19 protein-coding genes are annotated in these 24,918 nt (G+C 59.3%); 12 read left to right on the top strand and 7 right to left on the bottom strand.

Annotated elements, in window-relative coordinates:
- Positions 1-38: 38 nt before the first annotated feature.
- On the bottom strand, positions 39-917 hold the full coding sequence (locus tag FJ946_RS28465) for a sulfotransferase domain-containing protein (RefSeq protein WP_140513519.1): 879 nt from the start codon (positions 915-917) through the stop codon (positions 39-41).
- 437 nt (positions 918-1,354) lie between these two features.
- Here FJ946_RS28465 and FJ946_RS28460 point away from each other — a divergent pair, with 437 nt between their 5' ends.
- Positions 1,355-3,511: a nucleoside-diphosphate sugar epimerase/dehydratase gene (locus tag FJ946_RS28460; RefSeq protein WP_140567295.1), complete on the top strand. Its 2,157-nt coding sequence runs from the start codon at positions 1,355-1,357 to the stop codon at positions 3,509-3,511.
- A 20-nt stretch (positions 3,512-3,531) separates the two neighbouring features.
- Positions 3,532-4,986 carry a hypothetical protein gene (locus tag FJ946_RS28455; RefSeq protein WP_140567293.1) on the top strand — a complete coding sequence of 485 codons (1,455 nt, stop codon included), beginning with the start codon at positions 3,532-3,534 and terminating at the stop codon, positions 4,984-4,986.
- A gap of 105 nt (positions 4,987-5,091) precedes the next feature.
- On the opposite strand, the gene FJ946_RS28450 is transcribed toward FJ946_RS28455, so the two are convergent.
- Entirely contained in the window at positions 5,092-6,432 is a 1,341-nt protein-coding gene (locus tag FJ946_RS28450; RefSeq protein WP_181165376.1) for an O-antigen ligase family protein, read from the bottom strand.
- 279 nt (positions 6,433-6,711) lie between these two features.
- Here FJ946_RS28450 and FJ946_RS28445 point away from each other — a divergent pair, with 279 nt between their 5' ends.
- Entirely contained in the window at positions 6,712-9,009 is a 2,298-nt protein-coding gene (locus FJ946_RS28445) for a polysaccharide biosynthesis tyrosine autokinase (protein WP_181167733.1), read from the top strand.
- A gap of 36 nt (positions 9,010-9,045) precedes the next feature.
- On the opposite strand, the gene FJ946_RS28440 is transcribed toward FJ946_RS28445, so the two are convergent.
- Positions 9,046-10,176: a glycosyltransferase family 4 protein gene (locus FJ946_RS28440; RefSeq protein ID WP_140498441.1), complete on the bottom strand. Its 1,131-nt coding sequence runs from the start codon at positions 10,174-10,176 to the stop codon at positions 9,046-9,048.
- A 66-nt stretch (positions 10,177-10,242) separates the two neighbouring features.
- On the bottom strand, positions 10,243-11,463 hold the full coding sequence (locus FJ946_RS28435) for a glycosyltransferase (protein WP_140525318.1): 1,221 nt from the start codon (positions 11,461-11,463) through the stop codon (positions 10,243-10,245).
- Between the two features lie 143 nt (positions 11,464-11,606).
- Here FJ946_RS28435 and FJ946_RS28430 point away from each other — a divergent pair, with 143 nt between their 5' ends.
- The 9 genes from FJ946_RS28430 (at position 11,607) to FJ946_RS28390 (ending at position 20,883) form a co-directional block, all read left to right on the top strand.
- The gene (locus FJ946_RS28430; RefSeq protein WP_140498443.1) at positions 11,607-12,968 is read left to right on the top strand and encodes a polysaccharide biosynthesis/export family protein; all 1,362 of its coding nucleotides are present in this window, start codon (positions 11,607-11,609) and stop codon (positions 12,966-12,968) included.
- Entirely contained in the window at positions 12,965-13,627 is a 663-nt protein-coding gene (locus tag FJ946_RS28425) for a sugar transferase (RefSeq protein ID WP_140567288.1), read from the top strand. Before FJ946_RS28430 ends, FJ946_RS28425 begins: the two co-directional genes overlap by 4 nt.
- Positions 13,624-14,301 (top strand): PIG-L deacetylase family protein, encoded by a 678-nt coding sequence (locus FJ946_RS28420; RefSeq protein ID WP_140498445.1) that lies wholly within the window; start codon positions 13,624-13,626, stop codon positions 14,299-14,301. Before FJ946_RS28425 ends, FJ946_RS28420 begins: the two co-directional genes overlap by 4 nt.
- Before the next feature lie 22 nt (positions 14,302-14,323).
- Complete coding sequence (locus FJ946_RS28415) at positions 14,324-15,499, top strand: DegT/DnrJ/EryC1/StrS aminotransferase family protein (protein WP_140513507.1); 1,176 nt, start codon at positions 14,324-14,326, stop codon at positions 15,497-15,499.
- Positions 15,496-16,506, top strand: a complete 1,011-nt coding sequence (locus FJ946_RS28410; RefSeq protein WP_140567285.1) for a thiamine pyrophosphate-dependent dehydrogenase E1 component subunit alpha — start codon at positions 15,496-15,498, stop codon at positions 16,504-16,506. Before FJ946_RS28415 ends, FJ946_RS28410 begins: the two co-directional genes overlap by 4 nt.
- Positions 16,507-16,509: 3 nt before the next feature.
- Complete coding sequence (locus FJ946_RS28405) at positions 16,510-17,442, top strand: transketolase C-terminal domain-containing protein (protein WP_140498448.1); 933 nt, start codon at positions 16,510-16,512, stop codon at positions 17,440-17,442.
- A gap of 6 nt (positions 17,443-17,448) precedes the next feature.
- The gene (locus FJ946_RS28400) at positions 17,449-18,543 is read left to right on the top strand and encodes a NeuD/PglB/VioB family sugar acetyltransferase (protein ID WP_140567283.1); all 1,095 of its coding nucleotides are present in this window, start codon (positions 17,449-17,451) and stop codon (positions 18,541-18,543) included.
- Positions 18,544-18,869: 326 nt separating this feature from the next.
- Positions 18,870-20,054, top strand: a complete 1,185-nt coding sequence (locus FJ946_RS28395; protein ID WP_140498450.1) for an acyltransferase — start codon at positions 18,870-18,872, stop codon at positions 20,052-20,054.
- 97 nt (positions 20,055-20,151) lie between these two features.
- Entirely contained in the window at positions 20,152-20,883 is a 732-nt protein-coding gene (locus tag FJ946_RS28390; RefSeq protein ID WP_140498451.1) for a cysteine hydrolase, read from the top strand.
- A 128-nt stretch (positions 20,884-21,011) separates the two neighbouring features.
- Here the strand turns inward: FJ946_RS28390 and FJ946_RS28385 are convergent, their stop codons facing one another.
- The 3 genes from FJ946_RS28385 to FJ946_RS28375 all read right to left on the bottom strand — a co-directional run bounded on the left by FJ946_RS28385 (position 21,012) and on the right by FJ946_RS28375 (position 24,774).
- Positions 21,012-21,773 carry a Crp/Fnr family transcriptional regulator gene (locus FJ946_RS28385; RefSeq protein WP_140498452.1) on the bottom strand — a complete coding sequence of 254 codons (762 nt, stop codon included), beginning with the start codon at positions 21,771-21,773 and terminating at the stop codon, positions 21,012-21,014.
- Positions 21,774-21,904: 131 nt separating this feature from the next.
- Positions 21,905-22,684 (bottom strand): response regulator transcription factor, encoded by a 780-nt coding sequence (locus tag FJ946_RS28380; protein ID WP_140498453.1) that lies wholly within the window; start codon positions 22,682-22,684, stop codon positions 21,905-21,907.
- Positions 22,685-23,124: 440 nt separating this feature from the next.
- Positions 23,125-24,774, bottom strand: coding sequence for a GMC family oxidoreductase (locus FJ946_RS28375; RefSeq protein ID WP_140567280.1), 1,650 nt, complete (start codon positions 24,772-24,774; stop codon positions 23,125-23,127).
- Between the last annotated feature and the right edge of the window lie 144 nt (positions 24,775-24,918).

The raw sequence follows: 24,918 nt of genomic DNA, 5'->3' as shown, positions 1-24,918 counted from the left end.
GGAAGCGACAAGGCTTCCCCTTGCAGTAGAGCTCGACGCTATGCCTTGCGGTGGTATATTTCGAAATACGGGTCCAAAGAGCTGGAAATTCTCTCATCCATGTAAGCGATCTCGTCTCTGTTGAAATAGTCGACATAACCGCCAATTTTACCCCGGCGCACCTTAAAACTGTCGGGGTTCGACTGGTCCGTCGGGCGCATTCTTTCGTGACCGAAAGCGTCTGCCATTTCGATCTTTCGCAAATTCTCGAAAGAGCCAAAGGTTGTCGCCTCATCGAGGATCATCTCCGGCACGCCCTGAATGCCCAGAAAATCTAGCGCCGTGCGAAGCGCCGATTTTGGAGCTTGGCGCATATGTTCGTAGGACAGCATTTGAAATGCCTTCACCTTATCGCGGTTGTGCGCCCAAGCGTTGTAGAACGCTATGATGGAATCAATGCTGCCGACATCCTGGGCAAGAAACTCACTGATCGTTCCGTCAAACACCTTCATTCGGTGCGTTGCGTCGAAATAATATGAAACAAGCACGTCTCTCGGATCCCGAACCAGAAATAGGATCTTTTTTCCTGAATATTTTGACTTATCGACCTGGATTTCGCTGGGACGCTTAAGGTTTGGGCTGTCGTCGTGAGAAAAGCCGATGCAGGGAATATTCGATGAGATCTTCCAGAAATGCTGGATTTCCATCGGATTCTGCAGGTTAAGGCCGTAGTGTTTGTCGATGACGCGGCCAACCATGGTGCGCAGCCACGTTCTACCGCATTTCGGGTATGAAAGCACAAAGGAGTCTCGCGACCAAAAGATCATCTGGCGGCGCAACGCTCCCAGGGGACCCGAGTAGCGTATTTTCTTTGGAACGACGGCTTCGCCAAGGAAAAAGGTAGCGTCGCGAAGATTGTTCTTCAACTGTCCGAGCATAGAAAGCTTCCTCTGCTAGCGTGAGTTTGGCGCATTGGCGGCGTCAACAATGAAGTGCCCGAAGAACGGGACCGCCGGACCGAAACTCAAGCGACCATTTTAATCTCCGCCATTGTAAGCCATTGCGTCGGTGCAGCGAGACCTAGCTAGCTGGCTGGCCCGGACTGATGGGAGTACCTCTTTGGATTAACGCGGCAAAGTCCGCTTGCAGTTCCGATAGCCCCCCCATGCACAAAAGCATGTGTTGCTTAGAAAGCGGGTAAAGCGCCCCATAGCAGCGATAAGATCGTAGCCTCGAATCCGAACGATTGCAGGCCAACCTGTTCTTGATTGAGCAAGGGACTGGCAGGCACGGATTTGTGCCTGCGAGTTCAAACAGCCGCATCTCTTGACGCGCTCTCTTGGGGCGCGGCGGCTAAGCTTTGTCGAGGTCTAGAATGAGCCAGTCAGATCAGCCGTTTGAGGCAATCAGTCCACTGGGAGGCCAATCCCTTTTGCTGGCCACTGCGATCGCTCTCGGCCGTCTCGTCAGCAAACCGCGGACGATTGTTCATGTGCTGTCTTACTTGCGCCGGCGGGTGACCGGGCGCGCCAAGGCCGTTGGCAAGAACCTTCATCTCTACATCATCGATCTGGCCCTGGCGCTGGCGGCACTGTCGTTTGCTTCATTCATGCGATTGGGCCTTGATGGAGAATTCACCGGTCCGGAAAGCCACGCTTCGTTGCTCTTCGCACTCCCTTGCTTCCTGCTTACATGCGCCGTGGTCTTCCCGGTGACTTGCCTCTACACCCGCAACTGGCGATATGCTTCTGTCGGCGACATGCTCGGTATCGTTCGCGCGGCATTCGTCACATCGCTGGCCTTCGTGTTCCTGATGTTTGTGGCTACACGGCTCGATTCGATCCCGCGCTCGGTGATAGTGATCCAGTTTCTGTTGCTCGTGCCGCTGCTTATTTCAGTTCGCATCCGCTCCAAGCTCGTTGAGCTAAGCCGCTTTGGTCCGACTGCGAACAGAGCGAGAAACGGACGCGACGTGGTCCCTGTGCTGCTAATCGGTGCAGGCGATGCGGCCGATCTTTATATTCGCGCGCTGCAGCGGGATCCGAATGCACGCCATTGGCCGGTCGGCGTGCTCGATAATGGCGCAACGACAGAGGGCTATTTCCTGCGCGGCGTGCCGGTTCTGGGCAGCATCGAAGACTTCGACATGGTCATCGGCGATCTGGAAGGTCGCGGCATCAAGCCCCGCCACGTGATTTTCACCGAAAGGGTGCCTGGCCTCGTCGATCCGATGCTTGAAGCGCTGATCGACCGGGCCGACCGTCTGGGCATCGCTGTCTCTCGCCCCGCCCCGGTCCTGGAACTGCGCAATCCTAAATATCAGAGTCGCTTCGACTTGCGCCCCATCGAACTTACCGACCTTCTGGAGAGGCCGCAGGCGGTTCTTGATAAAGATGCATTGTCCCGAATGATCGAAAACAGGCGCATCGTCGTCACCGGCGCCGGGGGCTCGATCGGCGGAGAGCTCACGCAGCAGATTGCCGCGCTCGGTCCCACCGAAGTGGTCCTGATCGATAACAGCGAGTACAATCTGTACGCCATCGATCTGGAATTGGCGGAGAAATTCCCGAATGTGCGCCGGAAGCCATATATCTGCGACGTACGCGACCCTGTTCGCCTGGGCGAGATTTTCCGACGCCATCGCGTTGACCTGGTCTTCCACGCGGCGGCGCTCAAACATGTGCCGATGGTCGAGTTGAATCCCTGTGAGGGCATTCTTACCAACGTCATCGGTACTATGAACGTGGCAGAAGCGACCCGCCTTTGCGGCGCCAAGGCAATGGTCCAGATATCCACCGACAAGGTTGTGAACACGACCAGTGTCATGGGCGCTACCAAGCGCCTAGCGGAACTCTACTGCCAGTCCCTGGACCTCGCCTTCACCGCCGGCGATACCCCCGTCCGCTTCATGACCGTTCGTTTCGGCAATGTTCTGGGTTCAAGCGGGTCGCTGATCCCGCTGTTCAAGCGCCAACTCGCCCACGGCGGTCCGCTGACCGTGACCGACATGGAGATGAAGCGCTTCTTCATGACAATACGCGAGGCGGTTGAACTGACCTTGCAGGCATCGGCCCATGGTCTGGAGAAAAAACTCGGACAGGGCGAAATCTTCGTTCTCGACATGGGTGCGCCAATCAAGATCATCGACATGGCGCGCCGCATGATCAAGCTCGCGGGATTTCGGCCGGATGAGGACATCAAGATCAAGATTGTCGGCTGCCGGCCGGGAGAAAAGCTGTTCGAGGAACTCTTCGACGAAAGCGAAAGACGTGTCGACGTTCCGATTTCCGGAGTCTTGGGCGCCGTGCCCAACGCGATGCCGCTTGACACGCTTCGCAAGGGATTTTCGCAATTGCGTCGCTTGGCGAGGGCCGGCGACACTGAGGGAGTGTTAAATCTTGTTGCGGATATGCTTCCCAGTTACCGCAGAGACGAAGCCAAGCCTGCGGCGGCGGTGACGGCGCCATTCGTGCCTCATGTGATCCTCGGTTCAGCCAAGGCAACCACGCGTCCACACGAGGCGGCCGCTTGAGGCCCAGCGGGAGCGCTGCCGTGCTAAGGCATATTGCCTCGGCTCTGTTTGTCGCGCTGTCGTGCGGCACTGCACTGGCCGGGGCGCCTCAACCTCAGCCGACAGTGGCCGAGGCACGGGAGGCGGTCGAGGCTGCCGGGGCCTATTTCCGCGATCATCTCGGTGTAGCGGGAACTTATGTATGGAAATATTCCCTCGACGGCCAAAAGAGGGTGGGCGAAGGCGGTACCGTGCCCGCGAGCGTTGGCTGGGTGCAGCCGCCTGGTACGCCGGCTGTCGGCGCTGCGTTCCTGCGCATTTTCGAGGTTACCGGCGACAAGCAATGGCTTCAGTCTGCCCAGGTCGTGGCAACCGCTCTGGTCAAGACTCAGCTGGAGTCCGGCGGATGGTTTTACAAGATCGAGACCGACCCGCAAAAGGCGGCGACATGGTGCTACCGCGCACTGAAGTTGGGCGGGAATACCTGTCGCGATATCAAGGACAATCCGCAACGCAACGAGACTGTCCTCGATGACAACAACACACAGAGCGTGCTGAATTTTCTGATGTGGTTCGACCTGGCGAGCGGCGGTTCGGATCCGGACGTCCGTTCCTGCATCGACAGGGCGCTTCATCGATTGATGCGGGTGCAATACCCGAATGGGGCCTTCCCGGTATTCTTCAAGGGAGCCGCGCCTGGGGCGGATGTAAAGGCTGCGGCCAAGGCGAGTATTCCGGCCAGTTGGTCTCACGAGTGGCAGAAGCCTGATCGTCCGCCCTATTTCATCATCAATGACAATCTTCCCCGCGATATGGGTCGTCTCTTTCTCAACGCCTACCGCACATATCACGATCCCGCATATCTCAAGACGGCGGAGAAGGTCGGTGATTTTCTCCTTGCAGCCCAGTTGCCCGCGCCACAACAGGGCTGGGCTCAGGGTTACGATCGTTCCATGCAGCCGGTTTGGGGACGCAGGTTTGAGCCGCCAGCGGTCGTCTCGCGCGAAACCGCCGGCAACATCGATTACCTGATCGAGTTGAACGAGCAAAACAGGGATGCGCGGTTGCTGCACGCGGCGACGACTGCGGCCACCTGGCTACAGGCGGCGCGCCTGTCCGACGGCAGTTGGGCACGTTTCTACGAACTCAACACCAACCGGCCGCTTTACATCGATGAGGGCGGCCAAGTGACGTTCGACGACATGGACCTCCTGAAACACTACGGCATGAAAACCGGTGCAGAGATCGAGCCGGTGTTCGCTCGGCTCGAGAGTGCAACGCGGGGGCAGAGAGTTTCACGTCAACGACTGTGGATCAGTGCCGCGGATGAGTTGAGTGCTGGCGAACTGAATTTAAAGGTGCGTCAGCTCGTCGACAGTCAGGATACCCAGGGACGCTGGGTTGAGGGCCGGTTTATCGAGGGAGAAGACTTCGTCGAGGGCGTGTTCGCCCTCGCTCGTTTCATCTCCGCGCAAGCATCAGAGCCGGCGAAATAGCTTCTATATATCGCTCGCTCTTGCCATGGGGAGACCCTGACCAGATCTTCCGGGTGCGCCGATTTTAGCCTTTGTAGGAGCTGGAAAGCTCGGCTGGTGGGCCCCTTAGATCGGCCTGCGTAGGAAAGGCCGCGAACGACCGTACTTGGAGCGAGTACCGCGAAGAAAGCGCGTGACCGTTCTTGAAGCTGGGCCGTCGCGCAAAATCGCAACACTGGGCGCCATTCCAAGCAGCAGAGGCACGAGAAAGAAACGACTGTAAAGATGTGGTAGCGCATTTGCCAGCGCCGCGAAGAGGAGAACTGTCGTGGCCGTGCAAATGGCGGATACCTTGCCTTCACGACTCCGAGCGGCAAGGATGGCGATGGTGATGCCTGCCACGAGCAGGAGCAGAAAACCGATGAATCCGGGCAGCCCTGCCTCGACCCATATGAGGAGGTAGGTGTTGTGGACCGGGGCGTGCAATTCGCTGACCTGCCGATACTGGTCGGCACCGATACCAAGCAGTGAATTATTGTCCGCTTTGCCAATGGCCTCATGGATGAGCCGCATACGGTCTGCAAACGTGCCAGCCTCATCGAGGTCACCATTCTGCAGCGCATTCAGCACGCGGTGTTGGAAGACCTCGGGCAAGAAGTCGCGGCCCCAGGTAACGGCAATGAAGAATGCGGCGAGCGAGGTCACCGCTAAAGAAATGATGCGGCGCCACGAGCCCGTCGCGACTACGAAGATGGTGACCGCAAAGACAAGGCCGATCAGGCCGGTATTGGATCCTGTCAAAATAATGCCATAACCAAAAAGCGGCAGTCCGACCCAAAGCCAGCGAGGCCTTATGCAACCTGACGCCACCAGCCACAACATTAGCGGGACAGAGAGCGCTATCAGCGTTGCGCACTCATTCTCGCGTTCCACCCAACCCTGGAAACGACCATTGCCGCTGACAAAGACGGTGCCGCGTTGCTTGAGGATGTCGATTATCACTATCCCCTGCAGACACATCACGGCGATCGAGCAAAGAAATGATTTCATCAAGAGAACGATTTCCGCCCAGGGCCTCGACACGATCATGAAGGCCAGGAGAAAGTAAGCGTACAGATATTGCGCCGAGATGATGAAGCCTCGCTGCGGATCTCCGTGGATCAGACTGCTTAGCAGCAGCATCCCGCATAGTAGGGCGATGCCGATATTCCATAGAAACGTCCCCGCGCCCAAGGGAGAGATCGAAAAGGATTTCCCGAGTATGGCTGCGAATACGGCCGCGAGAGCGAAGCCGTCGCTGATGGTAAAATAGAATGCATCAAACCGAAGAATATTGAAGGGCGTGAGAAAGACGGACGCCACGGCGAACCAGAGCCCGAGTCTCCCGGCTACCTCTGGCAACGATGTGACGGCCGGTTTGGGGCCGGGCCTTGTCCAATAATGGCGAGGAGCCCTGGCGTAGTTCATCCTCACTCCTGAATCTGCTTGAGAGTCCTTTTCGCCAGCCCTCATTGGGCCTGCAGTTCAGCCTATCTGCCAAGATAGGGCCCGGGCCGGTTACGCTATCCTTTTGGATGATGTCGCCTTTGCGGCTAAGCCTCTTGAGCGCGATTGCGGCCGCGCAACCATGTTAAAACTGTCGTCGCGGTAAGTCGCGAATTCGATGTTGGGTAGCCTCCAGGTCCGATGTGGCAGGGCCGGCTTGGACCAGTCGAAGACAAACAAAAAGGGGCGGGATCTGTGAGCTTGATAGACGACAACAGCGTGTGGAGCCGTCTGGAACCATTCCTTCAAGAGCCGATTGAGCCGTCGAAGGAACGCACTTTCGGCCCGCGCGAGCTCTACACGCTTTTCCGAAGGCGCCTCCCCTTGATCCTTGCGGTCGTGAGTACCGGCACCGCTCTCGCGCTCATCACGGCTGTGGAACTTCCCAAGACGTACACCGCTCGTTCGATGATCGTTGTCGAATCCGACGATCCCAATCCTCTCGACACCGCACAAGCGCAGCCTAATCAACAGCCCGACAAGTCGCGAATGGACACCGAGGCGGATCTGATCACCTCTCGTGTCTTTGCCAGCCTGGTCGTCGACAGACTGGACCTCATCAAGGACCCGGACTTCAACACCTATCTGAAACCAGCCGCGAGCCGAGCTTCCCCTTCGGATTCGGGCCCTGGACTGCTGTCACAGGCCGTCGGCTTGATCGTCTCGATACCGCGAGCGCTATGGAGCCTTGTCGCCGGCGCCGACCCGCAGGATCCCGCGTCGCTGCCATCGAAGGGGGTTCAGCAAGATCGGGCGATTTCATCGTATCTGTCGAGCGTTTCGGTTGACCGGTCCGGAGAGAGCTCGGCGATGACGATCTCCTTTTTCAATGACGACGCGTCGAGGGCGGCCCTGATAGCCAATGCGACGGCCAAACTGTTCGTGGAATGGTCCCGGGACAACAAGCGGCAGGACATCAAGGACGCCGTTAGCTTTCTGAGGCAGCAATCGACGGAGCTTGCGTCACGGATAGCCGCCATAGAAGGCCAGATCGCCCAATATGCGCGAGAACACGGCGTATCCAGCGATCCACGCGATGATCTGCTGCGCGCCTCAATCCAGCAAAGCAACGAGCAGCTCAGCACCGCCAGAGGTGAATACACGCAAGCGCAGGCGCGCCTCGCCCAGGTCAGGCTGGCGGCCAAGACCGGCGACGCGGGCGCCAACGTCGATCCCCTGCTCTCATCGGACTTCCTGACGTCCCTGCGCAACGACGAAGCGACGGCGATGAGGGATCGCGCGCAACTGGCCAGCAACTACGGGCGCAATCATCCCTTGGTCCAGGAGGCGGATGCAAAAGTAGCGGCCGTCCGCGCGATGATCTCTCAGGAGATGCTGCGTACGATCGCAATCTTGGAAAACGACGTCCGCGTCAACGAAGGCAGGGTCAACCAACTCGCGAAGACTTTGGAGGAGTCCAACGAGCAACTACGGCAAAGGAGCCTGGCGGAAGCGAAGCTTCGGGAACTGAACAACCAATTGTCGACCGAGCAGAAGCTCTACGACCTCGTATCAGGCAGGCTTGGCAGCCTCGATCCGTTTTCCGAGGCGGTCGAGCCCGGCGTGCGGACGGTTTCCGCTGCCGAGATTCCGACGAGCCCTTCCTTTCCCAAACTTCGTTTGATGACGGCAGGCGGTTTCGCCGCGTCGCTGATCCTAGCCCTGATCCTTGTGCTGACGCTTGAAAGCATGGATGTGAGAATACGCGAGTCACAACGGGTATCGAAGCTTATCCGTGCGCCACTGCTGGCGTCGATTCCGCAACTGCCCAAGAAATTCCTGCAACGCGCCACGCCTCCTCTTGAAACCTTGTTGTCGCAACCACGGTCGGCCTTCTCCGATGCCTTCCGGTCGCTGTACATGGCCTGCACCCGGATGAACGGTGGCCGGAGCAAACAGGTGATCCTGGTCAGTTCAGGACTACCACAGGAAGGCAAGACAACGACGGCCATGGGCCTCGCCGTGGCAGCTGGAATGGACGGCGCCCTGACAGCGCTGATTGATCTGGATTTGCGAACCCGCAGCATCCATAGCGCCATGCAGTTTGGGCCCGCCGACAAGACACTCAACGACTACCTACATGGTGGTTGCACCCTGGCAGAGATCGTTCAGACGCTTCCTGAAGTTCCGCGACTGGATGTGCTGGCGCCATCTGCCGACGACCAGACCCTGCCTGAATTCCTCAATTCCAGCCAATTCGCGAAATTGCTGGAGGCGTTCCGGCTCGAATACGACGTGGTGATCATCGACGCGCCGCCTGTGCTCGTCGTCGAAGACGCAATCAGGATTGCCGCCTCGGTGGATACCGTCGTGGTCGTGGCCGCGTGCGACAACACCACGCAAGAGGCTCTCTCCCAGGTTGTCGAGCGCCTGCGGTTCGCCGGCGGTCCATCGATCGGCTGGGTGTTCAACCGCGTCGACCCCTTCCGACAGGCCCGTGGTGCCCTGCGGAAAGCCTATTTGAAACGGCAGCAGATTCGTCGTTATTTTCCCGCTTGACCGCCATCGGCCGCGCGGCCGATCAGGCGCGGCCGACTATATCCCCATCGCCTCGAGCAGGGTTTGGTTCACCTTGTGAACATCGAACCGGTCTTCCGCGAGCTTTCTTGAGTTGGCGCCCATCTTTGCGGCGAGTTCCTCATCCTCGAGAAAAGCCCGCTGCGCCGAGGCGAGAGCTTCCACGTCTCGCGGCTCGACCCGGAAACCGTTCTCGCCCTCGATCACCGTTTCTTGACAGCCAGGGGCGTTGGTCGTGATTATCGGCCGACCGGTCGACAAGGCTTCCAGCGCGCTGCGGGGAATGCCCTCCCTGTAATAGGACGGCAACACGAACACGGTGGACGCGGTCAAATAGGGACCGACGTCGTGTGTTTCGCCGAGATATTCAACGGCGCCTTCCTTGGTCCACTGGTCCATTTCGGCTTTCGAGATGGAGAGGGGACTGGGATCGAAGGGCCCGAGAATCTGAAAGCGTGCAGCGCGGTACTTGGTCTTCAGGATACGCGCGGCGGCAGCAAACTCGGCAATTCCCTTTTCGCGAAGCAAGCGAGCGATCAGAAGGAAGACGGGAGGCCCTGAAGGTGGGGGGCTTGCGGCAAACAGTGTCAGGTCCACTCCTGAACCCGGGATCATGATCACCGGCGTCGTCGCAGAAACCATCCCATGGCGCCGGATGTCGGAAGCGTCGGCGTCATTGTAAGCGAAAACTGCTTCGCAGCCGACCAGAGCCGAGCGGTAGAGACCAATACTCAACCGGCGCAAAATGGTTGCGCGCAGTCCCGTCATGCTGCCGCTGAATATGAAGCCGAAGCCTGTAAAGAGCGCAAACCGGCGCGGTACACGGGCAAGGCGGGCAGCCAATCCACCATAGATGATCGGCTTCATCGTATACGCCAGGACGATTTCGGGCGCCAAGCCGCGAATGAGCTTGTAAAGCGCCTTGAGCGTTCGCAAATCGGCCAGCGGACTGGTACCCGTCCTGGCCATCGGAATCTGTCGAAAGGTCACGCCAATTGCCTTGAGACCGGCGATCGCCCGCTCATCTTCATCGGGGGCGAGCGCAATGACATCATGCCCCGCAGCGACCATGGCCTTCAACAATTCGAGACGAAAGTTGACAAGCGAACGCGTCAGGCTCGCAATGACGACGATGCGCTTGCGGCGCATCGCATAGTCCACAGGGGCGCGAGGAGAATCTCGACCATTCATGTGCACAGCAACCACCAGCCGCTCCTATCGGATATGGCGACGACGCCCTAGAGCTGCTTCGTAGAGTTCCAGGTGCCTGCCGACGTAAAGGGAAAGCGAGAAGTTCTCCATGACGCGACGACGCGCTTGTTGACCCAAGGCGCGGCGCTCGGCGGGTTCAAGGCTGACAAGCCTGATCAATCCGGCGGCCAGAGCTTCACTATCCCCCGGTGGAACGACCACGCCGCTGTCGCCGACCAGCCAGCCGGAGTCGCCGACCGCGGTAACCACCGCCGGCACGCCGCTGGCCATCGCCTCGCCTACGGCAAGGGAAAATGCCTCGCCCCAAGCCGAGCAAAGCGCGTAGACGTCGAAGCCCGGCATGAGGTCGGCGATGTCAGCGCGGATGCCCGGCGTGGTAATGCGGTCGTCTATGCCGAGCTCACGGGCGGTGCGCCGCACCGGGCCGTCGGCATGTCCCTCCCCGATAAATATGCCCTGAACGTCGTATCCCTGTTCCAGGAGCCGGCTGATGGCGCGGACCAGGCTAACCTGGTCCTTCATGGGATGGAAGCGTGCCACATGGCCGATCATCAGCCGTCCGGGCGGCAAGCCGAACAGGCGGCGCAGCTTCGCACCGGCGTCGGCCGAGGGGGAAAATTGATCGCAATCCGTCCCGTTCGGGATAACCACCCTCCGGCGCGGATCAAAGCCCAGGCGCTCGTGATCATCGGCGGCGACGCGCGAGCAATATGAGATCGCGCTGGTGCGCCTCGACAGGCGGGCCGAGAGCCGTATCAATTGGCGCGTCAATGGTTTCTCGTCGGCGAGATCTCGAACCGTGTGATGGATGCTCCAGATGACCGGCGAGAAATTGAGCCCTAGCATCGAGCCGAGCGTTGCCGCGACGTTGCCGTGATACATCCACCCGTGAAGAAGATCGGGGGCCGCCCGTCTTATCGACCGCGTCAGCCGAACGACATCGCGCGGTCGCGGCCGTTCCGTCATGCCGAGCGAAACGAGCCCCGATCTTGTATATTCTACGTTTGCAGCCACCGGACCGGGTGAAAGCAGGGACAGAACTGAAGTCGAGAAGCGATTTTGGTCGACCTGGCCAAGAAAACGGGCAAGCATGACCTGAGCGCCGCCGACGTCGAGACTGGTAATGGTGTGAAGAACACTTGTGTGCACGCAGGCTTCCCAGCTGTCTGCAACGCTCCGCCCTGAGGAAGCATTCAATCGTCCGGCAGTATCCAGCCGCACCATACGTTGGTTGCAGTCGACATCCAGTTAGCCAAATTAGGTGGGAACCAGACCGAAGGTTGTCACCGCTCCACCAAAGGTATGACTCATTGTCCTCGCGCAGGTGTCGCTAGGGTCTTTGCAGGAAAATTCTATGGTGGGCTTCCATGGCATCTTATTGCAATGCGGCGCGGAGCAGGCGATCGACAGGCGCGTGGACCAGTACATTCCTTGCGAAAGCACTGGGATCTGCCAGTATTGCGATCCTTGCGGTTGCAGCGATTCTGATTTCCCAGCTTGATGCCTGGGCCGCGGCGGACGATGACTACAAGGTTTCGGTCGGCGATGTGGTGTCGTTTGACTTCATCGACGACGCGCTTCCCGCCGAACAACTCACGGTCGCCAGCGATGGCGCGATCAACATTCCGCTGATCGGCAGCTTTGAAGTCGGCGGCCTGACGGTGCCCGACGCCTTGAGTCGTATCCGTAAGGCATTCATCGAGCGTGAACTCTTCAATGACCCGCATATAGCTCTTGCGGTGGTGAGCTTCCGCCCGATCTTCGTCCTTGGGGATGTAAAGGCGCCGGGCTCGTTTCCTTACCAGCCGGCACTGAATGTGGAGCAGGCGGTGGCGCTTGCGGGCGGCCAGTCGACCGGGGGAGCCACGGCGGAGGATCGCGTCGTAACACGCGCCCGATTGCGCGGAGCTCTTGATGAAAGCGTGGTGGAGATCGCCAAGGAGGCGGTCGCCGCTGCGCGCATCAAGGCCCAATTGGCAAACAGCGACAAGATCTCGGAACTGGATCTGCCTGCCAAGATCAAGGGCCTCATGAACGCCAACCTGCTCGCGACGCTGCTTCCTACCGAGCAGCGCATCCTTGAAGCAGATCAACATGCGCTGACGACACGTCGCAAGCAGCTCTCGGCGGGGATCGAAGAAGTAAATGTTGCCCTCGCCAATGTTCAACAGCTTTCGGACATACAAAAGACAGTGATCGCTTCGGCACAGGCGGATCTCGATCGCATCAGGGGCCTCAACAAGAAAGGTCTCGTCACAATCACAGACCTCTCGAACGCCGAGCGCGAAGCGACCACGCAGCAATCCCATCTGCTTGAAATCTACAATCAGGCATCAACGGTGCGCCGCGAATTGAGCCAGTTGCAGCGCGACCTGGATGACGCCACCCAGACCTGGACACACACGGCGTTGACGGATCTCCAGGCCCACAACTCTGAAATCGAGCGCCTGATCGCGGTTCGAGAATCGACCGAGGAACAGATCCTGCTGTTGAGCTCGCTGGCCGCGGAGCAGACACGCAGCAACAACTCCATCACGTTCACCTACCAGATTCGCCGCAAGGTAAATGGCCAGACCGCCACAAAGGTGGCGACCCTCGACGATCCGGTTGCGGCCGGAGATACGATCCTTGTGTCAATAAACCGCCTGGATAGCGCCCAGGACACGACAAGCCGTTCAGCCACTACCTTGGCGACGACCTCTTCCGTCCAGGTCGGACCGTCGCAATGATCGGCCTCAGCACCCCAACAGTACGTTCCGGCGGCTGGACTGCGCGCGTTCCGCTTGGCCGGGCCATACCAAGCCGTATCGCCGCGGTGATCCTTTTGGTTCTCAGCCTGCCGCTATGGCTCGTGGCTGCTGCCATTGTCTGGGCCAGTGTCGGCCGTCCATTGTTTTTCCGCCAGTCTCGCAGCGGGCTGGAAGGTCGCCCGTTCGTGATCTGCAAGTTTCGTACGATGCACGAAGGGCGAGACGGGAATGGCATGCTGCTCCCCGACGCTTTGCGTGAGACGCCGGCCACGCGATTGATGCGCTCCGTCCGCATCGATGAGCTGCCGCAGCTTCTCTCGATCGCCAGGGGGGACATGGCCTTCATGGGGCCCCGTCCGTTGCTCCCGGCCACCATCGCCGAATTCGGCGAGCTGGGGCGTATTCGCGGCACGGTCCGCCCCGGCCTGTCCGGATGGGCACAGGTGAACGGCAATACCCGCCTCACCAACAGCGAAAAGCTAGCGCTCGACCTCTGGTATGTGCGCAACCGCAGCCTGTGGCTCGATCTGCACATACTGGTTCTGACTGTCCAAGTGGCACTGTTGGGCGAACGTGTCGACCGCCGCCATGTCGACCACGCTTTGAAGGCTATGCCCGCCGGGACGGTCCGGCCATGAACCCAGCACTCGGTCGACTTCTGGTGATCGCACCGCATCCCGATGATGAGGTCCTGGGGTGTGGCGGCACGATAGCCCGGATGGCTGCCCAAGGCGCAGAAGTTCATGTCGCAGTGGTTACGCGAGGCAGCCCGCCCGCCTTCACAGAGGAGATGACGGAACGGGTTCGCAGCGAGGCCAAGGCGGCGCATGCCTGTTTGGGCGTGCAACAGACGCATTGGCTTGATCTGCCGGCTGCGCAGATCGCCGAGACGCCGCACGCGACGCTCAACAGGGCGCTGCTGACCCTGTTGCGGGATGTCGTGCCGGATACGTTGCTCATCCCTTTCGTCGGTGATGTGCACATGGACCACCAGCTGATCTTCCTGTCATCGCTGGTAGCGGCTCGCCCGACCCAATCTCAATATCCGCGGACGATCATGGCTTACGAGACCGTCTCCGAAACGAACTGGAATGCCCCCTATGTGACGCCGAGCTTCGTGCCGAACGTCTTCATAGACATCGCATCGACGCTGGACCGCAAACTCGAAGCTGCGTCGATGTTCGCCTCACAGATCAGAGATTTCCCGCATGAGCGTTCGATCGAAACCTTGCGGGCGCTTGCGATCGTCAGGGGCACCGCCGCCCATCTGAGGGCGGCCGAGGCCTTTGTCCTTCTGCGAAACGTCATTTGAATCCTAGCTGGAGTATTCTGCGATGAAACGCTGGCCAATCTACGACGAAGAACAAATAACCGATGTGGTAGAGGTTTTGCGATCCGGCCAGGTGAACGCCTGGACCGGCGACCATGTGAAGACCTTCGAACGCGCCTATGCGCGCAGCCTCGGCCGACGTCACGCGGTGGCGCTGGCCAACGGCTCGCTCGCGCTGGATCTTGCGATGAAGATTCTCCACATCGGCGCCGGTGACGAGGTGATCGTCACGCCCCGCAGTTTCGTCGCCTCCGCCGCCTGCGTCATGTTTGCCGGCGCCACGCCCGTTTTCGCGGATGTCGACCCGAGTTCGGGCAACCTTTCCGCCGAGACGATTGCGCCGAAGATAACGGCTCGAACAAAGGCAGTGATCGTCGTGCATATTGCCGGCTGGCCGTGCGACATGGCGCCGATCATGGAACTCGCAAAGCGCAGCGGCATAAAAGTCATCGAAGATTGCGCCCAGGCGCATGGAGCCGAATACAACGGACGACCGATTGGCTCCTTCGGCGACATAGCGGCGTTCTCGTTCTGCCAGGACAAGATCATCACGACGGGCGGCGAAGGTGGGCTTGTCGCAATGGACGACAAGAAATTGTGGCTCGCTGCCTGGAGCCTCAAGGACCACGGCAAGAACTACGATCTGGTCTTTGCCCCCCATAGGGCGACAGGGTTTCGCTGGCTGCATGACAGCATCGGCACCAACTGGCGCATGACATCAATCCAGGCAGTGCTTGGCTTGCGGCAGCTCGAGCGCCTACCCGACTGGACTCGCCAACGCGAGCGAAATGCCAGCATCTGGATGAGGACGCTTGCTGAATTGCCGATGCTGCACGCGCCCCAGCTCGGTTCGGAGCATAAGCATGCCTGGTACCGATGCTATTTCTATATCAAGCCCGAGATGCTGTCCCCCGGATGGTCGCGCGACGAGTTGATTGCGGCTATCAATGCGGCCGGCGTCCCATGCTTCTCGGGAAGCTGCTCTGAGATCTATCTTGAACATGCCTTCGCGGACGCCGGGGTAGCGCCGCCCGAACGTCTGCCGATCGCACGGCAGCTCGGTGAAACGAGTATGGCTTTTCTGGTCGACCCGTCCTGGACGACCGAGGAGACCATGGCTGCCGCGTCGACGGCGCGGTCAATCCTTGTTACGGCTTCGCGCCAGCTCGAGGCAGCATGACAAAGGAACGCGCGATCAGGAAGGATGAAACCGTTCCAGCGTCTTCTCTGGCAGAGCTGCAGATAGTGACGTCGTCAGCAGCGCGGAACCTCACCCTTGCCCCTACAGAGCGTGGTTTGCTCGGATTCGAACTGCCAGCCGCGGCTCGATTTTATCAGCAGATGATGCTCATCCGGCTCGTGGAGGAGCGCTTGCTCGATCTTTTTTCCCAAGGTCTCCTGTTCGGCACGACGCACACGTCCATTGGACAGGAAGCCAATGCGGTTGGCGTGATAAACGCTCTTGACCGGGACCGCGACATTGTCTGGAGCAACCACCGCTGCCACGGTCATTTCATTGCCTATTCGGGCGAAGTCGAGGGCCTGATAGCCGAGATCATGGGGCGTGTAACCGGCATTTGCGGCGGACGCGGCGGCAGCCAGCACCTGTGCTTCCGCAACTTCCACTCCAATGGCATCCAAGGAGGCATCGCACCCGTCGCGGTTGGTAGTGCGCTGGCGCGAAAGGACGAAGGCGCCGTCGCAGTGGTCCTTCTCGGCGACGGCACGATGGGCGAGGGAGCCGTATACGAGAGCCTTAACCTTGCGTCTGTTTTCGCCGCCCCGGTGGTCTTTGTGATCGAGGACAACGAGATCGCCCAGACGACGCCCAAGCATCTGACCGTCTCCGGTTCGATCGTCGCCAGGGCCGAGCCGTTCGGCGTCCGCACATTCGCCTATGACGGCAACGATCCGGTCGCGATATATGAGCTCGCCCAAGAAGCCGTAGGCTATGTACGCGCCGAATCCCGCCCTTGCTGGCTCTACTTGCGAACCGAACGGATGGGCCCCCACAGCAAGGGAGATGATACGAGGCCGGCGGAGCGTCTTGAGCAAGCTCGAGCCAGAGATCCCATACCCCCGATGCGCCGGCGCGTTGCGAACGCCGATGAGATCGACGCCTACTGCCTGAATGTCGTGGACAGCGCGGTCGAATCCGCCGCCGCGGCCGCCTTGGCGCGGGGCTGATCCATGCGTGTCGTCGAATCTATCAACCGCGCGCTACACGATCTCATGGGAGCCGATCTCCGTCTGGTGATTTTGGGTGAGGATGTCCTTGACCCCTACGGTGGCGCCTTCAAAGTCACCAAGGGTCTTTCGTCAGCCTATAAGGACCGTGTCTGGACCACGCCGATCAGCGAAGGCGGCATTGTTGGCATGGCGGCAGGCATGGCCATCAAAGGCCGGCCTGTGATCGTCGAACTCATGTTCGGAGACTTCATAGCCCTTGCTGCCGACCAGATCATCAATCACGTCGCCAAGTTCCGTTGGATGTACAACGACCAGGTTGAGGTCCCCGTCATCATCCGCGCTCCCATGGGCGGACGGCGCGGCTATGGGCCGACGCACTCGCAAAGCCTGGAAAAGCATTTTTGCGGCGTGCCCGGGCTGACGGTGCTTGCCACTCACGAGTATGCCGATCCTGGTACGCTTCTGCATCGGGCCTTCGCGTCGCGATCCCCTCACCTGATCATCGAAAACAAGGTGATGTATTCCAGGCCCGTGCTCGGACCCGACGCGCTTCCACGCCCGGCGGATGCAGATGTCGTGATCCTGACATATGGAGGTTGCGTCGAGCACGCTGTCGCGGCCGCAAAGAAACTCGCGCAAGAGGAGGAAATCGCGACCACCGTGGTGGCCGTCGAACAGCTGTCGCCCTTCCCTGGGGATGAGGTCCGAAGCCAGGTCGGCAACTGCACGCGTGTGGTCGCGGTGGAGGAAGGCTCTCCCGGCTGGGGCTTCGCGTCGGAGTGTGCGCGCGCGCTGATCGGCCGGGTCAGGCACTTCAGCGCATTGACCGGGCCCGATCACCCCATTCCCTCAAGCCGCGACTGGGAGGACGATCTGCTGCCGGGTGTGAACGCCATCCAGGCGGCCTGCATCGAGCTGTTCCAGAAAGGCTAAGCGTACATGACCGTGCTTGTCGAAGCCCCGCGGGTTAACGCCAACGAGGACAATCTCCAGCTCATCGAGATTCGGGTCGCACAAGGTGAAAGGGTCGAACAAGGCACCATTCTTTTCGTGCTTGAGACCACCAAGGCCGCAGTCGAGGTAGATGCTCCGGAGGCAGGAACTGTCGGCCTGCTGGACATCAAGGTCGGTGACTTCGTTCCTGTCGGCGCAACGCTTTGCAAAATCATCGACGAAAATTCGAATGTCGTTGTCGGGGAGACCAGCGCGGCCGATGTCGGGGCCAGCGAAGTCGCGATAACGGCTAAAGCCCGCAAGGCCGCATCCGAGCTCGGGGTCAACCTTGCGGACGTCATTCCGTCCAATGGCCGCATTGGCGAAGCCGAGGTGCGCGCTGCTGCCGGTCGCCGATCCGCCGCCAAGAGAGCCGAACCGGGCGAGCCGAGTTCCGTCGCTTTCTCCAGGCGGGCCGTCATCATCGGCGGCGGCGGCCACGCCGCCTGTTTGATCGATGCTCTCGATGGTGCCGGATACGATATCCTGGGCTGCACCGATCAAGCGTTGCCCGCCGGCCACCACGTCTGCGGCGGTATTTCGGTGATCGGCACGGAAGACTGCCTGGAGCGTTTGCTTGCGGAGGGCACGCGCTATGCTTTCATCGGCATCGGAGGCGCCCAGTCAAGCCAGGTGAGGCGGGCAATGTATGAACGCGCCACCGCAATGGGCTTCGTTCTGCCGCCTGTGATCCATCCTTCCGCGATCGTCTCCAAGGCGACCAGGATTGGACATGGCTGCCATATTCTGGCCGGCGCGAGCATCGGTCCGCGCTGTACGATCGGTAACAACGTCATCGTCAATCAGGGGACTATAGTCTGCCACGACAGCGTCGTTCAGGATAATGCGCACCTAACACCAGGCGCCATCCTGGCCGGCGGAGTGGGCATCGGAGCCATGACCGTCGTGGGCATGGGCGCAACGGTGCTCCTGGGCGTCCAGATCGGCGCCGACTGCCTGATCCACAACGGCGCGCACATCAGCGCCAATGTCGCAGACAACACCATCGTCGACGCGCAGGGCCGCCGCCATCTCCGCTAATGCATGTCGCCCAAGGCGATCTCCGGCTCGAGAAAGCGACATAGCGGGGCGGTTCGACGGGGCGGCTCTCGTGGCTGCGGCCGAGGGTTCGCCAATTCCGATCGGTGTCAGTCAAGCCGTACTTCGGTTGCGGTCCAGCGATCGCCCGCAATCAGCATCGGGCCTGGGTTAAATCAGTCCCGCAATGCGGCTGTTAGTCATCCGGTGGAGTTTTTCTGCGGCAGCCCACTACTTTTGGGCGGGGGTGTCCTTCGAATTCCCGAGCATTGCGAGACCTGGGATGGTGTACGGTGAAATGGTCTGCGGGATCCAACTTGAAGGCTCAGATGACCGTTGCACATCTCCATCCTCAGAACTCATCGGGTCCGCAGCATTTTCCCGTCGAAGCGTCAGCGAAGCCGGCTGGCGACAATTCGTTCAATGTAGCCGCGCATGGGTTGCGCGGCATTGCTTCTCTTATGGTCTTCTTCGCTCACCTCCTGGGCGGCACGGCGGAGCACGTCTACGCCTCCAATTCGGCCTATGTCGACCGCATTACGCCCTTCTGGAATTTCGGCACCTTCGGAGTCTGCCTTTTCTTCGTAATCAGTGGCTTCGTCATCCTGCCCAGTGCGATACGCTATAGTCCCGCTCAGTTTGCTGCCCGACGGTTCCTGCGCCTCTACCCTCTGTTTTTCGCGCTAAGCCTGCTTTTCATCTTGCTGAACGCAACCACCAACTTTTATCCCGAAACCAACAATCTCACAGCGGTTCTGGCAGGACTGACATTCCTGAACCTTGCAACCCATACCGAGCAATTGACGCCGAACGCGTGGAGCCTGACCTTCGAGGTCTGGTTCTATGTGTTTACGGCAGCGTTCGTTTTCCTGACGGTTCGTCGCCCAACCAGACTCGGCACAATTGCGCTCGGTCTTCTCGCGGCGCTCTTTATCGCCCGGTACCCGATCGCCTTGTATTTTCTTGCCGGCGGGCTGATCCGCCTTGCCTACGATCGATTTGAATGGGTAAACCGGGGCCGCCATCGGCTTGCCGAGAGCGGGGCGCTGGCAGCTTGCGTCTTTCTCGCCAGCCGCGGCCATTACGACTATCACTGGTCCGATTTCCAAAATGCCGAGCTTCCCTTGCTCATGGTCGCGACGGGGCTCTACTTCTGCCTTGCAGTGTCGCGGAACAGCTTGACGGCACTACTCCTTGGCAATCGGCTGCTTCGATACTTCGGAACGGTGAGCTACAGCCTGTATCTGGTGCATCCCTACACGTATCTTCTGACACGCTCGCTGTTTTCCCGCGCCCATCTTTTTTCCGGCAATGTTGTCCTATCGATGAGCGCCTTCATTTTGGCGGCGGCGGCGATCACCTGGGTGCTGACGCATTTCGCGAACCGAACGCTTGAGCTGTGGCCCTATGAGTTTGTCTATCATCAGAAGATCTATCGCTCGGCCTCGCAGCCAAGCGCGATGCGGCTTTGGCTGGCGTCAAATGCCAAACGTGCGGCATGGCTAAGGGGGTAGGATCGCCGTTGCGCGGCGGCCTGCGGCTTTTGAGGCGGATAGATAGCAGACTGGTCGTAACCATTGTTGTTAGGCTGCAAGCAGGGATGAGGACGAAATGCATCCATTTGTCATCGACGCCAAGCCTCAACCTATTTCAATTGATCCCGCTGACGCCGCCGTACTCGTCGTGGACATGCAGAATGACTTCGGCTCCAACGGTGGAATGTTCGACAGAGCCGGAATCGATATCTCCGGGATTCAACGGGCTGTAGGCCCTACTGCCAGCGTAATAGCTGCCGCTCGCGAATTGAGCATGCCCATCGTCTACCTGAAGATGGGATATCATCGCGACCTCTCGGACCTTGGAACGTCGGACGCCCCCAACCGTATTCGACATCTCCAGATCTTCGGGGTGGGCGCGAACATGACAGCCCCGGATGGCAGCGAGAGCCGGATTCTGATCCGCGACACCTGGGGAACAGAGGTCGTCAACGGCCTCAAGCCACAGGCAGGGGATGTCGTCCTCTATAAAACGCGATTCAGCGGTTTCTACGAAACCGAACTCGATTCTGTTCTGAAATCCGCAGGCGTCAAACACCTCATCGTGACAGGATGCACGACCAGCGTGTGTGTGGAATCGACAATTCGGGATGCCTTCTTCAGGGACTATCGCTGCATACTGCTGACGGATTGCACCAGCGAGCCCATCGCTTGGGACGCCCCAAGGAGCAATCATGATGCCTCGATCACGCTCGTTCAGATACTCTTTGGATGGACATCGACGTCCGACCAATTCCTGAAGTCGGTCGCAGAGCGAGTTCACGGTCGTCTTGAACTAGCCGAATGAGCAGGCGAAGCTGCCTATCAGTCGCCTTGGAGCACCGCGGCTGCCGCTCAGGGCCAGCGTAGATCAAGCCCAAACACAACCGACGTCCCGACCACTCTCGAAAGGTGCCCCGACGCATCGCCTACGATTTAGTCGTCCGACTTTGCCACAAGATCGGCGATACGGGATACATCAGGCACGTAAAGCTCTTTGGCGTGGCGCAGCACGAGTCCGATGTTTTGCAGGTAGCTCAACTCGCGTGCCACCGCCTCGCGGTGGGTGCCAATGCGGTGGGCCAGATCCGTATGGGTCGGGATAGGAGAAATCCTCGCCGAACCGTCGGCTCCGATGTCTTCAGCGCATAAGCGCAGCAACTCCTTATGCACCCGGGACCGAACGTTGAGCGTCGAAAGCTCAACGATGTGCTCGACAAGCACCTGCTGACGTTCCACCAACAATTGTACAACCGCATGCAGGGCTTCAGGATCCTGCTTGACTATGTCCAGAAAGGCACGACTGCCGATCGAAGCGATAGTGCATGGTCCCGCCGCTTCGACCGAATATGGCATCTGGATGTCGCCGCTCAAGGCAATTCCGTTAACAAGCGAGCCACGATGCGCAGGGGGGAGCGACACAATCTTGCCATTGCGGGTATAAACGAGCGCTCGAAGCTCGCCCTCGAGCAGAAAAAAAAGCCGGTCGACACTTTCGCCGGCCGGGACCAGGACGTCCCCTTCATTGAGATGCAACCAACGACAGCGGCGGTCTATCTCGATCAGCGTGGACGACTTAACATTGCTGAAATGCTCGATATTTTTCAAATCCGGCCCGTGCATATGGTTGGCATCAGCTACGGAGGTGATCTCCCCGTCAGTCTGCGGGCCTGGATATCGAACGGGCGGTTGTTTCATCCTGGGTAGCGCCCCCTTGCAAAGGTTCGCAGCCGCTTCCGTTGCGGCTGCTCCCCAAACTCAAGCAAATCACATCTACTAAAACGGTCCGTCAAGAACCATTACTCGTTGAGTGAGGCGGCACCCATATTTCAATTCCGTATGGCAATCCCTTCATACGGCGTTGTGTTGAGTATGTAGGCGACTTCGGTACGGTTTCTCGCACGAAGTTTTTTCATGACATTCCGAATGTGTACCTTGACCGTACTTTCACACATGTTGAGCTCGTACGCGATGACCTTGTTCGCCTTTCCTCGACGCAATGCCTCGATGACAGACATCTGACGCGAGGTAAAAGTGTTGTCTCCGTGCGGCTGCTGCTTGGTCGCGGACTGACCGTCGGTGACGGCGCGTCCTGAATGAAAGAGAACACTGGGCGGGACGAAAGTTCCGCCCGCCGCGACAAGCTGGATGGCCTTGGCGGCCACCTGCAACCTGACGCTGGTAGGAATATAGCCACGCGCGCCGTTTTCGACCACTTTGAGAATGTCCTCAAAGTTCTCGATATCCGATAGGATGACCACCCCTACCTCGGGCCTGGTCGCTTTCAGATGGCCTATCTGGGAAAGATGATAGTCCGCCTGGGAGTTCGACCACATCACACACATCAGGACCGTCGAAACTCTCTGCGTTTCTTCGGGATCCGCCATGTCGAACGCTTCGACCGACGCGTAATGCTGGATATGAAATGATGGCTCGATGATTTCGAGGCTTCTGCTGAAGCAGTCACACATCAAAGGCCGGCCATCGATGATTGCAATCTCGATTCCCTCTCCCGAGGACGGTGAGAGACGATTGACGTCGAGAATAGATGGATATTGATCAAGATCAGTTTTGTCCGTCCGATCATTCGCAGGCAAAAAACTTGTCATGACTCACCCCCGCGCAAATCTCGCCCCAACGGAGATTTCGCTTTTAAACCCATACCTTAACACTTTAGTAATAGCTTGTGGACCGGAGGTGGTGGTGTGACAAAACGCACAGCGCGGCCAAAATTTCGGTTTCCTCAAGCAATCAAAGTGAAAAAGTCGTGATTGCAGTATTATAGTTGGCTTCGAAGTCCATGCGCTTACCAATAGGGGGTAGCTACGGAAGTAGCGGTCATCCAGAATCGTTACGACAAAGAGCTGAACAGGGGTGGCTATGTGAGCCGTTGGTCAGACCTTCGCTCAAAACGCGCACACTTTCTCGGCAAAGCGTAAAATTACATTCAGGAGCCGGCATATTCCATATGGCGGACCTGCGGCATGAGACGTCGCAGCCTGCTCCCTTTCCTCGTCGATTGACCGCTTTGGCGAAGGTGGAGGCGAGCTTATTCGAGGCTTTGCCGCAAGTGCTGGCCCAGTCTGATAGCGAGCGCGACAATGGTGAGGGTGGGCATGTCGTTGCCTCCGGTCGGGAAGACCGAGCTGCCGGCGACGAACAGATTTGCGAGGCCGTGCACCTGGCACGAACTATCGACCACGCCGGTTCGCGGGTCGTCGCTCATCCTCGTCGTGCCCATGTGGTGTCGAACCCAGTGATATGGAATGTCTCGCTCCCCCGCCGGGTCTTTGTCCTGGCCTGGATGAATGGCGCTTCTATGCCCCAGCCGCTTCATCTCTTCAGTGATGATCGCCTGGACACGCTCAAGCGTCCGTCGGACGAGAGGCCCCACGTTCCATTGCAGCTTCACACGGGGCAGACTGAACTCGTCGAGCCTTGTATCGAGCGTGACGCGGCTTGCCGGATCCGGTTCTTGTTCCAGTATCGTGTCAAAATGAAAATGCCTTGCACGCCGACGTGAGTGCCAGATCCGTTCGAAACCTGCCGATATTGCTCCCGCCGGATGCATCAGGATAGTTCGGCCGCATTTGATAAGGTCGCGATGCAGCCGGCCTCTCCGCAGCCAGAAGGTAAGATACTGCAAAGCTTCGGAACCATCCATATGATTGACGCAAGGCCCAGGCTTGATCCATGTGCGGGAATCGAGGAGGCGCTCGCTTGCACGTATTTCGGGCCGCAGCGCCAGTCCGAATGCATCATTGGTGCCGCGGTTTTCAGGCGACAATCCGGTCGTGCGGGTCCAAGGCACGTGGAGGTCTATCATGTTGTCGGGCTGGCTGACTTGCAAGCTTCCCCATTTTACCCGGGGATGCTCCATGAAATAGCGGCCAACCAGGTCATACTGGTTTCCTATGCCATTCGGCGCCTGTCGGTTTGAAACAAGGAGCAGGCGCGCGTTTTCGATACCGCCGCAGGCCAGCACGAAAAATCGCGCAGCAATCTGGAATCGTTTGTTCGGCGTTCTCGCTACCTCGATGGAGCGAACCCGCCTTCCGCAGTCGTCGGTGTCGAGCCGCAGCGCCGTGGCATGCAGCACGACCTGGACGTTTTTTGCGTCCTGAAGCTTCTTGCGAAGCGTTGCTCCGAGATCCGGAGTGGGACTGAGAAAGCAGCGTTCCGAAAAGAGCGGCCCGTTTTCAGGCATGACCGCGGAAGTCGGCCAATCGGTCAGCAGGTCGTCGATTCCGAGCAGGCGGGCTGCGGTCTCATAATGGGGTAGTAATGATTTATGGGCGACGGGCCAACCACTCAGGGGTATCCAGGGCCGGTGCTCGAAATCGCCATGGTCCAACATCTTGCACCATCCGCCCCAACCAGCCTTGCCTGTGCTCCCGCCGAACTGACGAAGGCGGCAAAGATCAAGAGCTTCGTAAGGTTGACCCACGGACAGCCCGCGCGACAGCCGTTGGCGCCAGTGCTCGTACGTCATGCCACCGCTTTCGATGACGCATATGCGATGCCGCGTGCCTTCTAGTTGTGATGCTATCGCCAGGCCGGCGGCACCCGCTCCCACGATGCACACATCCGCCTCCAGGCGCATGCCTTGCGGAAAGGCGTTGCAATCTTCAATCATGGCGTCGATCGGGCATGGTGTCGATCGGGACCAGCAATTGCACGCCTGTGAGAGCGTGGCCATTTGCGCCTTGCCCCCAGCCCCATTTGGCTGTTGGTCCCGCTGGCATCGGGCGGGCACGTCAAACTTGTGATCCGAAGAAAACAAATGTCACGATACGAGCAACGGCGCGAGGACTGCCGGAGCCTCGCCCTGTGCTCCATTCGG

The sequence above is a fragment of the Mesorhizobium sp. B2-4-7 genome, assembly GCF_006442685.1.
In the GTDB taxonomy this organism is placed as follows: domain Bacteria; phylum Pseudomonadota; class Alphaproteobacteria; order Rhizobiales; family Rhizobiaceae; genus Mesorhizobium.
This window is presented reverse-complemented; position numbering and strand designations above follow the sequence as displayed.